This is a genomic window from Psychrobacillus sp. L4, from assembly GCF_042944905.1.
Classification (GTDB): Bacteria; Bacillota; Bacilli; order Bacillales_A; family Planococcaceae; genus Psychrobacillus.
Genome location: NZ_CP168496.1, coordinates 2,707,994 through 2,720,881, shown reverse-complemented (window position 1 = coordinate 2,720,881; position 12,888 = coordinate 2,707,994). Strand labels below are relative to the sequence as shown.

Annotated in this window: 13 protein-coding genes, 1 pseudogene and 1 riboswitch; of the genes and pseudogenes, 13 read left to right on the top strand and 1 reads right to left on the bottom strand. The window is 35.5% G+C overall.

Going from position 1 to position 12,888, the window contains the following annotated elements; translation table 11 throughout:
• Nucleotides 1-351 precede the first annotated feature (351 nt).
• From ACEPXG_RS13135 to ACEPXG_RS13110, 6 genes and pseudogenes are all read left to right on the top strand, one after another.
• A complete protein-coding gene (locus ACEPXG_RS13135; RefSeq protein ID WP_391203143.1) occupies nucleotides 352-2,451 on the top strand; it encodes a HelD family protein in 2,100 nt (699 codons plus the stop codon).
• Between the two features lie 451 nt (nucleotides 2,452-2,902).
• Entirely contained in the window at nucleotides 2,903-3,160 is a 258-nt protein-coding gene (locus tag ACEPXG_RS13130) for a diadenylate cyclase (protein WP_391209902.1), read from the top strand.
• A gap of 170 nt (nucleotides 3,161-3,330) precedes the next feature.
• Entirely contained in the window at nucleotides 3,331-3,747 is a 417-nt protein-coding gene (locus tag ACEPXG_RS13125; RefSeq protein ID WP_391203140.1) for a MarR family winged helix-turn-helix transcriptional regulator, read from the top strand.
• A 79-nt stretch (nucleotides 3,748-3,826) separates the two neighbouring features.
• Nucleotides 3,827-4,810, top strand: coding sequence for a ring-cleaving dioxygenase (locus ACEPXG_RS13120; RefSeq protein ID WP_391203137.1), 984 nt, complete (start codon nucleotides 3,827-3,829; stop codon nucleotides 4,808-4,810).
• An 18-nt stretch (nucleotides 4,811-4,828) separates the two neighbouring features.
• Nucleotides 4,829-5,434, top strand: coding sequence for an NADPH-dependent FMN reductase (locus tag ACEPXG_RS13115; protein WP_391203134.1), 606 nt, complete (start codon nucleotides 4,829-4,831; stop codon nucleotides 5,432-5,434).
• A gap of 147 nt (nucleotides 5,435-5,581) precedes the next feature.
• A pseudogene (locus ACEPXG_RS13110) lies at nucleotides 5,582-5,945 on the top strand (ring-cleaving dioxygenase); the annotation flags it as partial.
• 94 nt (nucleotides 5,946-6,039) lie between these two features.
• Here ACEPXG_RS13110 and ACEPXG_RS13105 read toward each other — a convergent pair.
• A complete protein-coding gene (locus tag ACEPXG_RS13105) occupies nucleotides 6,040-7,017 on the bottom strand; it encodes a tRNA dihydrouridine synthase (protein WP_391203131.1) in 978 nt (325 codons plus the stop codon).
• 236 nt (nucleotides 7,018-7,253) lie between these two features.
• Here ACEPXG_RS13105 and ACEPXG_RS13100 point away from each other — a divergent pair, with 236 nt between their 5' ends.
• The 7 genes from ACEPXG_RS13100 (at nucleotide 7,254) to ACEPXG_RS13070 (ending at nucleotide 12,776) form a co-directional block, all read left to right on the top strand.
• A complete protein-coding gene (locus tag ACEPXG_RS13100) occupies nucleotides 7,254-7,502 on the top strand; it encodes a DUF6429 family protein (protein ID WP_391203128.1) in 249 nt (82 codons plus the stop codon).
• Complete coding sequence (locus tag ACEPXG_RS13095; RefSeq protein ID WP_391203125.1) at nucleotides 7,495-7,878, top strand: hypothetical protein; 384 nt, start codon at nucleotides 7,495-7,497, stop codon at nucleotides 7,876-7,878. The genes ACEPXG_RS13100 and ACEPXG_RS13095 overlap by 8 nt, the downstream gene beginning before the upstream one ends.
• Nucleotides 7,879-8,143: 265 nt before the next feature.
• Complete coding sequence (locus ACEPXG_RS13090; protein WP_391203122.1) at nucleotides 8,144-8,668, top strand: sigma-70 family RNA polymerase sigma factor; 525 nt, start codon at nucleotides 8,144-8,146, stop codon at nucleotides 8,666-8,668.
• Nucleotides 8,661-10,007 carry a DUF4652 domain-containing protein gene (locus tag ACEPXG_RS13085; protein ID WP_391203119.1) on the top strand — a complete coding sequence of 449 codons (1,347 nt, stop codon included), beginning with the start codon at nucleotides 8,661-8,663 and terminating at the stop codon, nucleotides 10,005-10,007. The genes ACEPXG_RS13090 and ACEPXG_RS13085 overlap by 8 nt, the downstream gene beginning before the upstream one ends.
• A gap of 166 nt (nucleotides 10,008-10,173) precedes the next feature.
• Nucleotides 10,174-10,260, top strand: a riboswitch (cyclic di-GMP riboswitch).
• Between the two features lie 129 nt (nucleotides 10,261-10,389).
• Nucleotides 10,390-10,758 (top strand): hypothetical protein, encoded by a 369-nt coding sequence (locus ACEPXG_RS13080; RefSeq protein WP_391203116.1) that lies wholly within the window; start codon nucleotides 10,390-10,392, stop codon nucleotides 10,756-10,758.
• A 57-nt stretch (nucleotides 10,759-10,815) separates the two neighbouring features.
• Entirely contained in the window at nucleotides 10,816-11,526 is a 711-nt protein-coding gene (locus ACEPXG_RS13075) for a hypothetical protein (protein ID WP_391203113.1), read from the top strand.
• Nucleotides 11,527-11,582: 56 nt separating this feature from the next.
• Complete coding sequence (locus tag ACEPXG_RS13070) at nucleotides 11,583-12,776, top strand: methyl-accepting chemotaxis protein (RefSeq protein ID WP_391203110.1); 1,194 nt, start codon at nucleotides 11,583-11,585, stop codon at nucleotides 12,774-12,776.
• Nucleotides 12,777-12,888 lie beyond the last annotated feature (112 nt).

The following is a 12,888-nucleotide window of genomic DNA, read 5'->3' as shown; positions in this document are numbered from 1 at the left end:
CCTACAGTCAGTATATATTAAATATTACGATAATTTAACAAAAAAGGATGACGAGAGTGATACAGGAACAGGTTAATCATCACATTTTATAATTAGGATCACATTGTCTTTTTGTGATCATCCACTATATGTAACCGAAATATCTCCAGCTGCATGGCTAGAGCAGTTAACTTGTATCCCATTAAATCACTAAGCAAATCCTCTGAGGTTCATTGAATCTTTAAATAGTGGGAGAGTGATGGTCTTACAGGGAATATGTGTAATACGAATAAATTATTGACTTTATATATACATATTTTATACAATTGTAACTCGACTGAAATTTTAGAAAGGTTAGGGGGTAGTATCATAATGAGTACTATATTTGATGCGGAATTAAAGAGATTGCAAGAAGTTTTATCTACACTGGATGAGCGAATACACAAGCTAGAAAGTATTCCCGTTTATCATGGAGATAACTATACCGAGCAAGTTCTTGAAAGTATGAGGGAGTTAAATCGGCAAAACTTACGAATTGGTGTACAAGAGCCATACTTTGGTCGGTTAGATTTTAAGGAAGATGGCCAGTTAGAGCCAAATCCATTATATATTGGGAAAGTCGGCGTTTCGGATGAGGAAGCGAAGAAACCAATAGTTATTGATTGGCGTGCACCAGTTGCGAGTTTGTTTTATTCCTTTAATGGTGGAGAAGAACTGGCTTTTTATCAATCGCCCGATGGATTGGTAGAGGGAGAAGTTTATTTAAAAAGAAACATAGCCATTCGTAAAAGTGAGCTAGAGCGTGTTGTGGATACGTATGTAAAAGGAAGTGAAGATGTATCCCTAACAGACGAATTTCTCTTATACCGCCTAGGTGAAAATAAAGATAATAAATTAAAAGATATTGTTTCAACGATACAATCTGAGCAAAATGAAATTATCCGAGCTGAAAAAAATAGGCCATTATTGATCCAAGGGGTTGCAGGGAGTGGGAAAACAACTGTCGCTTTACATCGCCTTGCTTTTTTAATTTATGAATATCGTGAACAGCTACAAGCAGATAGAATGATTATTTTCGCTCCAAACAGTTTGTTTTTAGACTATATTTCTGGGGTACTTCCTGAACTGGGAGTTGGTAATATTAAACAAACTACTTTTCCAGAGTGGGCGTTACGTCTCTTAGATCATGCGGTGAAATTAAAAGAACCAGAAGAAAAGTTGAAAGAAGCTTTTTCCATTAATCGGGACAATCATAAAGTTATGCTCGATAAATTAAAGGGGTCCATCAGGTTTAAGTCCTTTATTGAAAAAAGTCTCCTGCAATTGGAAGAAAATCTAGTACCAACAACTAATCTAGAACTATGGGATCAAGCTGTGATAAAAGTAGATGAAATGAAGAAATGGTTATTGGTTGAATATAAGCATTATCCATTTACAAAGCGCAGGGAACGATTTGTTGCACGAATCAAGCGTTGGATAGAGATAGAACTTAAAAAGTTCGAAGGAAACGAAGAGAAGAAGCTATTGAAAAAAGAAGCGAACAATAGATTAAATGCATATATGAAGTTTTGGCCGAAAATGAGTGCTTTATCATTTTATACTTCGTTAATGAATCGAAAAGAAATAGTAGAACTATTACCTGAAGCGCTTGTTCGAGAAACAGCGAAAAATTGCCAAAAAAAAGAAGTAAATGTAGAAGATTTAGCACCACTCCTATATATTCATCATCAGTTAACGGGAATAGAAGCTAAACAAAAATTTCATCATGTTGTCATCGATGAAGCACAAGACTTTTCGCCGTTTCAAATTTATCTATTAAAAGAGATTACACTAGGTAATTCTTTTACTATTTTAGGTGATTTATCTCAGGCAATCTATAATTATCAAGGTATAGAGGACTGGAATGACTTTAAAGAAGTGTTTCAAGAAACGGGTTATTATGAACTGACGAGAAGTTACCGTTCTACAAAGGAAATTATTGACTTTGCAAATGAGGTTATTAAGCATGCCGAAGTTCCAGTAGGTCTAGCAACACCAGTTTTTCGTAGCGGTGAAAAAGTGAAAGTGATTGCTACAGATGATCAAGTTACCGAAATCGTTCAGGCACTACAAGATTTACAAAAAGAAAATCTCAAGACGATTGCGATTATAGGTAGAACAGATGCTGAATGCCGTTCCATACATGAAAAGTTACGAACAGCAGGGATTAATGTGAACGTCATTGAAGCAAATCAAAGGAAATACGAAGGTGGTATTTCTGTCGTACCGGTGTATTTAGCTAAAGGGCTGGAATTTGATGCAGTGTTACTTATGGATGTGGATGCAAGTCACTATAAAGATTCAAAGTATGATGCCAAATTATTATATGTAGGCTGCACGAGATCTCTCCATGATTTACGTATTTTCTATTCTGGTGAAGCTTCCCCATTAATTCAAGGAATACCAAAAGAATTTTACGAAAGTAATGAATAAATGTTTGAAGAGGATTACTCAGTGATATGTTAGAGGGTCCTCTTTTTTGCGTTAATTGAAATAGTGTCCCTGTGTTAGAAACATTCACGTTAATCCATACAAACATTAATGTTATGAATTTCATGTTTGTTTCTTACACAGGGAACAAAAACTAATAGATTTAAGAAATGAATTACCTTCTGCTTCTAAAGTAAAAAAACTGGTCAATATTATTATTAACATCTGTCTCCGTAAGCAATTTTAGTAAACCTTATTAATTCCTTAGTAAGAGCATTTTTTGAATGTAAAAAAAGCTTTATAAGCGTTGATATAATAAGGGTTTTTTCTTTTGAGCTGTTTCATTGGATTTCATTGAATATCAATCGTGACGGATCGTAAGAATCAAGTTGAACCATTAATTCGAGCTGTTACAGCTATTGGTGCAACATTAACCCAATCATAACTTGAATCCATCTTTTATCCTGGAAATCCTTTACATGTTGGTGCTGTATTAATAAGAGGAGATAAAATATATTCCGTTGCGAACGTTCTCCCTTTATCGAACATAGTTTCAGATGGAAAGAAACTTGGTACCTGTCACGGTGCAGCATTAAGAATCTCTGGAAAATGTGATGCGTTAGTTCTATTAGTGTCAGAAGAGACGGGGATTATTTCTTTCGCAATAGATGGAAGCCTTTTCACTATAAGTGTAACTAGCTCTTTCATTTGAAAATATAGATTCCACAAAACGTCTCATAAATTGTAGGTTTGACTTAAATACTATTTAATAATAGCTAGAAATGTTGACAGCAAAAATGAATTCATGTTATATTTAGTTCGAATTAAAGATACTTCAATTCGAGGTATAGTGGTTAAAGATACACTAGAGGAGTGATACGATTGGAATTAGTCACAGAAAAATTGAATGCTGTTTCCGTTATTCTTCGTGCCTCCCAATTGATTCAAGAAGTGATTAGAAGAGATGCAGCTAGTAATGAATTAAATCCTACAGAGTTTACTGTATTAGAATTACTCTATCAGAGAGGCGATCAGCCAATTCAATTGATTGGGAAAAAGGTTTTCATTTCAAGTAGTAGTATCACTTATGTGGTAGATAAGCTTGAACAGAAGAAGTTTGTTGTTCGTAAAGCATGTCCGGAGGATCGTCGTGTGACTTATGCAAGTATGACGAGTCTTGGGAAGACACTTATGGATCAAATTTATCCTCAATATAAGAAGAAGATGGAGGAAATCTTTGATCAGTTAACAGAAGCGGATTTGAATAAAATGGTTGAATTACTAATAAAAATTGAGTAGTATGCAAGAATAAATTTTTTTAATAATTATCTCGAATTCAAGAATTATTAATTCAATGCAAATAAAAGGAGGAAACGGAATGAACCATCTAAAAGGGATACACCACGTAACAGCGATTACAAGTAGTGCAGAAAAAAACTATGAATTTTTCACATATGTCCTAGGAATGCGTCTAGTAAAGAAAACAGTCAATCAGGACGATATTCAAACGTATCACTTATTCTTTGCAGACGATAAGGGGTCAGCTGGTACAGATATGACATTCTTCGATTTCCCAGGTATTCCAAAAGGAACACACGGAACAAACGAGATCTATAAAACAGCTTTTCGTGTACCAACAGATGAGGCACTAAAATACTGGGTGAAACGCTTTGATAAGTACAAAGTAAAAAATACTGGAATAAATGAAGTGTTTGGGAAGAAGACTATTTCATTTGTAGACTTTGATGATCAACAATATATGTTGGTTTCTGATGAATTTAATGAGGGTATTGCATCTGGAACACCTTGGCAAAATGGGCCAGTACCGCTGGAATTTGCAATTACAGGCTTAGGACCAATTCATATTCGTATCGCGCAATTTGATTATTTTAAAGAAGTATTGGAAAAAGTAATGTTAATGCGTGAAATCGCACAAGAAGGTTCACTACATTTATTTGAAGTTGGTGAGGGTGGCAATGGGGCACAAGTAATTGTGGAACATAATACGATCTTGCCAGCTGGTCGACAAGGTTACGGAACAGTTCATCACACAGCATTCCGTGTAGAAGACACGAAAGTGTTATATGAATGGATTGAACATATGCAAGCTGCTGGTTTCGGTACTTCGGGGTATGTGGATCGCTTCTTCTTTGAATCTTTATATGCTCGTGTAGCACCTGGTATTCTTTTTGAATGGGCAACTGATGGACCTGGATTTATGGGAGATGAGCCTTATGAAACAGTGGGGGAAATATTATCGTTACCGCCATTCCTTGAAGGAAAAAGAGAACAAATTGAGGCATCCGTGCGACCGATCAATACAGTACGTAGCACGCTTAAAATAGAGAAAGAGTACTTATAAGGAGGTGAAATAGAAAAAATGGGCTTTTTAAATAAATTATTTGGAACACAAGAACAACAACATGAGGAGGAAAAAACAATGACAAAATTAAATATAGGTATTATTTTAGGTTCAACACGTGAGGGACGCGTAAGTCCACAAGTAGGGACATGGGTAAAAGAATTAGCAGATAAACGTGGGGATGCAAACTACACTATTATAGATATCGCAGAATACAAATTACCTCTTTTAGGTGAAGCAGGCGTGGACGCCTCTGGTGCAGCAGCATGGTCAGAAATCATTGCAAAACAAGACGGATTTGTATTCATCGTTCAAGAATACAATCACTCGATCACAGGAGCACTAAAAAATGCATTAGATTACCTACGTGAAGAGTGGAATAACAAAGCAGCAGGTATCGTTTCTTACGGTTCTGTAGGTGGAGCTCGAGCAACAGAACATTTACGTGGCATTTTAAGTGAATTACTTGTAGCACATGTTCGTGTACATCCAGCATTATCATTATTTACAGACTTTGAAAATGGTACAGACTTCAAACCAGCTGCAGTTCAAGCAGACTCAGTAAACCAAATGTTAGACCAAGTTATCCCGTGGACAACTGCATTAAATACAGTACGTAAATAATTTTAATGGATGTAAATCTCTACATATCACAAAATGTGCATGAGCACTTGTACATTTTGTGATTAATTTTAATAAATTTTGAGCAAAACGTTATCAAGTAGATTGAAGGTTTTGCTCAAAATTTATAGTAGAAAGGGATGGGACAAGATGAACAATATAGCAGGGCATCATCCTATTTCCATGATTACGAAAAAAGGTAAACAAAACAATCAGTTTTATCAAAAAGTGCTTGGGCTTCGAAGAGTGAAAAAAAACGGTTAATCAAGATGATTCGAGTATGTATCATCTGTTCTATGGGGATTTAACGGGCGGTGCAGGAAACGAATTATCCTTCTTTTAAATTCCGATGGTAGGAAGAACAAAAAGAGGAACGAATGCCATTACGACAATTGGCTTACTTGTTCCATCTTATGAGAGTTTACTATATTGGAAGAGAAGATTTGAATTACTCGATGTGCAACATGGGAAGCTGACTATGTACGCAGGACGTGACGCACTCCACTTTGAAGATTAAAATCATGTCCCTGTGTCAGAAACATTCACGTTAATTCAAACAAACGTGAATGTAAGAATTTCATGTTTGTTTCTGAAACAGGGAACAAAGCTCAATCTAATTCTTTATCTAAAACCTGTTGTACTAAACGACGCACTTCATCTGTCGACTTGGTATCCATTAATTGGTTTCTTAGTTCGGCTGCACCTTTAAATCCACGAATATAAATCTTGAAAAAGCGAAGAAGTGGTTTAAATGGACGTGGTTCGGCTTCTGTTGAATATTTATCGTGAAGATCCAACTGTAAAAGTAGTAAATGGAGAAATTCCTTCACGCTATGTTCTTTCGGTTCTTTTTCAAAAGCAAATGGATTGGTGAAAATGCCGCGGCCAATCATGACACCATCAACGCCGTATTGTTCTACTAACTGTAATCCTGTTGCGCGGTCAGGAATATCTCCATTAATAGTTAACAACGTATTTGGAGCAATTTCATCTCGTAATTTTTTGATTTCGGGGATTAGTTCCCAGTGTGCATCTACTTTACTCATCTCTTTTCTTGTACGAAGATGAATAGAAAGATTCGCAATATCTTGTTTCAATATATGGCCTAACCAATCGCGCCACTCGTCAACATTCGTGTAACCTAATCTTGTTTTAACACTAACTGGTAATCCGCCTGCTTTTGCTGCTTGAATAATTTCTGCTGCAACTTCAGGATGGTGTATTAATCCAGCACCTTTTCCATTGGCTGCAACATTTTGTACTGGACATCCCATATTTATGTCGATACCACGAAAACCAAGTTTTTTCATATCCATACTCATCTGTTCAAAAAATGCTGGTTTATTGCCCCAAATATGAGCGACAATCGGTTGCTCATCTTCTGTGAACGTTAACCGACCACGTACACTGTCTTTTCCTTCAGGGTGACAATAACTTTCTGTATTTGTGAATTCCGTGAAAAATACGTCGGGTTTTCCAGCTTCACTAATAACGTGACGAAATACAACATCTGTGACATCTTCCATTGGTGCTAATATAAAAAACGGCTTCGGTAAATCAAGCCAAAAATTATGTTCGTTACTCATTTTATCTCCTCCTGTTGCAACATACAAAAATGATTTTAGCTATTGCCAAGTTCTTTACCATCATACATAGTATCATTTCTTGTCGTTTGATGCACAGAAATAATTGTGTGAGTGACTGTTACCCATTAAAACCACTGACAACAAATGGACTCTCTTTGATTTCGTATCGCTCATTGTATAATAGATAATGTTAAAAATTCAGTATACGTTTTTAAAGGAAGGTGTATAAAATAATAATGAAAAAAGAAATCGAAGAGCTAACATTACTTCTGCTTTACTTAACGTCTTGGAAAGAAGAAGATATTCCGGAAACAATGCGAAGAAGCTGGAAAGGTCATTCATTTGATGCGCTTAATCAATTAATGGACCAGGATTACTTACGAGGAGGCATAAAATCTAAATCTGTTTATTTAACAGAAGCAGGGATTGAAGAAGCAAAGCGGCTAATAGAAAAATATTTTGCAGGAGAGATGACAGGTGAATAATTTACTAGTATTTAATGAATTACATCAATATTTAATGAGTTTTCAAGTAAGATGTACACTTGCCGAAAAAAATTTAATAATAGGTTATAAGCCTTTTTCATTTGTCGGTATTCAGCCGAAATTTGCTACATTAAATGGGAGTAAAAATTATCATTGTTTAATTCTTCATGTAGCGCCAGGAGATAAGCAGACCGATTTAGGGGAACAACTTCAGCGGCAAATGCAGGAGCAGCTAGTGTTTGATTTTAATGAGCTAAGAAAGTTTAAATTGAAAAATAATGAAGTAGCTGTTCCTCTAGAAGTGGTGAATACGAAGGAAAAAATGAAGATCTTGAAAGATTTTATTCAACAATGTTTTGAGCATAGGAAAAGATAAGAAGTTTAAAATACCTACCTTGTGTCAGAAACATTTATGTTAATTCAAACAAACGTGAAGGTTATGATTTTCATATTTGTTTCTGACACAGGAAACAAAACTTAATGTGGGTGTTGATCTGAAAAGGATTAACGCTCCTTTTTTATAGAACTTCCACAATGTATTTTGTAGCAACTATTGTTATAGTGTCGTAAAAAAATCATTTCGTAAAACGTACTAGGTTGGTGCTTCGTCTATTAGTAAAGGCAAGGAAGGGGGATGAGGAGTGAATCGTTATTTAGAGGAGCAGATGTTTCAGCAAATAATGCAGGAGCACAGCGATAATTTGCTAAAGCTTGCTTTCTTATATGTAAAAGATTGGCCAGCTGCAGAGGATATCATACAGGAAGTATTTTTGAGTTTTTACCGAAAGTTTGAGCAGTTTGAAGAAAGGTCGTCTTTAAAAACCTATTTAGCGAAGATGACGATTAATAGAAGCAAGGACTACTTAAAGAGCTGGAGTTATCGGAAGCATATGCTCACGAATACCTTTCTGAATCCTGCAAAAAAGGGACGAAACCGGGTCGTTGAAGAGGATGAAAAAATAGAAGTAGCTGATGCAGTACTTCAGCTTCCGTTAAAATATCGAGAAGTAATTATCTACTATTACTTTGAAGAATTATCTGTCTTAGAGGTATCTCAGATTTTATCTATTTCAGACAATACAGTAAAGACTAGGCTAAGGAAAGCCAGGACCCTTTTAAAGGTTCGCTTGAAACACCATGAGTGGGAGGTGCTTACAAATGAATAAGATTAAACAACAACTAATAGATAAAATAGGCGACACCTCGGAACGAGCGAATCGAGTTCAGCAGCAGGTGAACATAAAAAAGTCTAAACAACCTGCAGCAGAAAATTCGAGATGGATGTACTATGGCACGATGATTGCTTTTATTGGCTTGCTTACATTTAGCATTAACTTATTACCTTCGTCTATTGAAAAAGGGACTAGTCAACTATCAGAGGAGCGGGAGGGAGATCCAAAGCCTCAGGAAACCAATGAAGTGTTCTTAAGAAAAGGTGAATATTACGAGGAATTAAAACAATATCTACCGCCTGACGGAGCGAAATCAATCTATTTAGGAGGTTATGAGGATAGCGGTTCTACGATTCAAACTAATTGGCTCAATGAATACTATGTGCATCAAATAAAAAGTGATACAGCAATCTCCATAGAGCAAGTATATCGGATAAATGGAAACAGGCTGGAACTAGTGTACAGTGAAACGATCCCAGATCTTGGAGAACCATCTGAATGGACAGAAGAGGAATTAAATAAGTTACCAAGTATATCGATTGTATTAGAAGCACCTATCCAAAAAGGAGCCGAATATGAGGTTGGGATAATAACGGAAACATCCACAACGGTGAATACTGCTTATGGAAGCTTTAGCGATGCGCTTGTAATAGAAAAAACAGGAGATGATTTCCGGACTAGAAAGTATTATGCTCCGGGATACGGACTTGTGAAAAGTGAATTCTTTTCCTTAAATAAAAACAGTGGAAATTATGAACCTGGAACAAAAGACGATTTATACGAATTTAAGGTAGCTATAGAAGATGAATATATAACACCAGAACGTTTTGAAAAAAACGTTCTTGGAAATTTTAAACCTACATTCCATTCCCCTTGGCAACCTTCACCAAGTGGCAAACAGCAAGCAACAATTGAAGGAAAGGGAGAACAGGCGGGGGAAGAGGGAATTGCTATTCTCGTCATTGAGAATATGGAGAAGAGAGAGTTTGCTTTATTTAAACTAATAGAAGACAGGGAGTATAATCAGTTTACTCCAAAAGCAGTTGAGTGGATTGATGAAGACAGACTGTTTGTCATTGTAGGATATGCGTATGGAACGGTAACAGTGGGTGGTAACCTGTATGAGTTAAACATCAATGATAATACAGTTACACCAATTATTACTAACTTAACGAAAAAAGAGGGAATTGCATCTGTTGTGGTTAACGATGATGGGACATTCACCTACAAGAAACATGTTTACGATACAGATAATATGGAACAGAGCGAGAGTCATATAGAGGAGGGGACACTTCCTATTCCACCTACTTCTGAAAAGGATGAAGAAGCCTAAAATACCTTCCCTGCGACAGAAACATTCATGTTAATTTAGACAAACGTGAATGGTGTGAATTTTATGTTTGTTTCTAATACAGGAAAAACTAGTTCGACAAAAAATGACAAGTAATATATAATGTGATAGTAATATGTAATCATGATATTAGTACTATTTTTTCCGAAATTGAAAAAGGCAAACTTATCGAAAGGTAAGGACGCAAAGCTACGAGTCTAAAATCCTCATGGATAATGATAGTCGGGTTGCCAAGAATAACTACGTTTATTTGGCTATCCTATCTATATCTGGGATAGCTTTTATTTATTTCATTCTTATGAAAATTACGTGCAAATGTCAACAATGAAGTAAAGCAGACTATAGAAAAAAAGGAGATTGAAAGATGATAGTCGTAGATAAAAAGAAATATAAAATGGCAATTAATGAGGTTGCGAAGGAAGTTCATGTACAGGTGCATGGATTAATGAAAGAGGAAGATGTAGAGGGTTACATGATAGATTTACAGGATACGATTAATAAAGTATCAAAACAACAATATACATTTGTTGTCGATGCGACTCACCAAACTCCCGTTCCATCAAAGGTTTTACCACAGTTGGAGGGAGCGTTGCAATTTTACAATAGCTTAGGTTTTAAGGATATCCTCGTAGTAAAACCTTCCTCTAAAATTGCTCAAGTGCAAGTTAGGAATGCACTTGAAAGAATTAAGTTCACAGGTACATTTATCGATAGTGTACGTCATTCTATGTAATGTTAGGTCCAATAGAAAAGGAATTATTATTTTATTATTTGAGAGGAAGATCAATAAATGCAAACAACACAAGAATTGTATACGTATGAAATTATAACGAAGGAACAAACAGCTTTAATTCAGAAAGCAGCTGAGTGTCTAGCTCGTACATTCATTGGAGTGGATGTATCAGGAAAATGGGTTCAGGAACCAATGGTAGGTCAATTAAAGATAGGTTATGATGATTTCTATGAGTTTACCAAGGGTTATTTAGACTCTACTATAGAGCAAGGATATTGCGCAGTGGCTAAGGATATTAATAATCATGTTGTTGGTGTTCTTGCTGGTGATACAAATGCACCCGAGATTATCGGAGAAGATATATTTGAAGGTTCCTTTTATGATATGAATGTAATTCTACGTGTTCTAGAGGATGTGGATAAACGTTTCATGGAAGATTATAAAAATCGAAACGGAAAAGAAATCAAAGATGGAGAGTTATTACATCTATTCATGTTAGGAGTAATAGCTGAACATGACCGTCACGAAATTATTCAGCAATTAGGAAATCAATTGATAACAAAGGCATCATCACAAGGGTTGAAAGCTGTCTTAGGTGAAGCAACAAACCCGAAGTCGATACGTGTAATGGAAAAATATCATAATATGAAAAAATATGAAGACTTAGATGGAAATTATATTGTTCATAAATATCAGGAAAATAGTAAGTTGAATGGTATTCCTGCAAATGTAGCGGATGGAACATATATCCTTATAAAAGAGCTTTAAAATTTTCATAAGTGAGTCTAATTCAATAATTTATAGGAGTAGGGGATATATTTATCATGGAGTCTATATTGCTGGGAATAATTGTTATCTTAATGGCGGTATCGGTGTATTTTGCTTACCGATATTTTTCACTAAAACATCATTCTCATATTCATAAAGAAATAATAAATGGAATGAAAGAAATATCAGCGGGTAATATCAAAAGTAAAGTAGATGAAAGAAGTTCTGATCATGCTGTATTTAATCAACTAATTGAGTATTTCAACCGTGTAAGGGAAAAGTTTGTTTCATTTTCAAAAAATGTACATGAAAAAGGAGAAAATCTCGCTGAAATCGGTGATTATGCTTCTGAGAAAGCGGATATAGTTAGAGCGGCAATTGATGAGGTAGGTAGAGGATTACAGAAACAATTAGTAGCTACAGAAGAAAGTGCCGAATCTATGGAAGAAATGTCGCAGGCTATCGAAGATCTTTCAGTGAGATCAAATCAAATTTCAGAACAATCGAATACTACCTTAGAATTGACGCAAGAAGGAAACGAGAAGCTAAAGGATTCCTTAGGAAAAATGGAGCAGTTTAATCAAACGGTAAATACAACATTTGATGCAATAAATAAACTCGGAGAAAAATCTCATGAAATCGGGACTATTGTAAAGGTTATTTCAGGGATTGCAGAGCAAATTAATTTATTGGCACTGAATGCGGCAATAGAAGCTGCCCGAGCGGGTGAACATGGTAAAGGATTTGCGGTTGTTGCTGATGAGGTTCGAAAATTGGCCGAACAATCACGTCAGTCTTCTATTGAAGTATCAAATATTGTAAAGAATATACAAGAAGAAACGGACATAGTTGTCAACTCAATGCAACAAGGAACAGAAGAATTTAAAGATACAAATACGACCATTGTAGAGGTTGGAAACATGTTTGAAAAGATTCTATCTACTACAAAAATCATTGCTGAAAATAATGAATATTCTTCTGCAAGTACAGAAGAATTATCTTCTGTTTCTCAGCAAATAATGACAACAATTGTTGAGATAGCTTCTATCTCTCGAGAATCTGTTGAAATGTTTGAGGAACTAATAGAAATAAGTGATGATGAACTACATACAATGCAAAAACTTGTTCAGGAAGCAAAGAGTGTTGTAGAGTTAAAAAATGATGTAAACAAATTACTATTTGCATCGAATCATGGTTTTGAAAATGCGGAACATAAAGTAGGCAAAGATGCTGAAAATAAGGTAGTGTAACAGTGTAAAGTTATTCACCTTGCTGACTGATGAATATAAGCGTGCTTCTTATAGGTTGATCTAACTTGTGGGAAGCATCTTTTTTTGCGGGCAAAACTAAAAAATTGTAAAC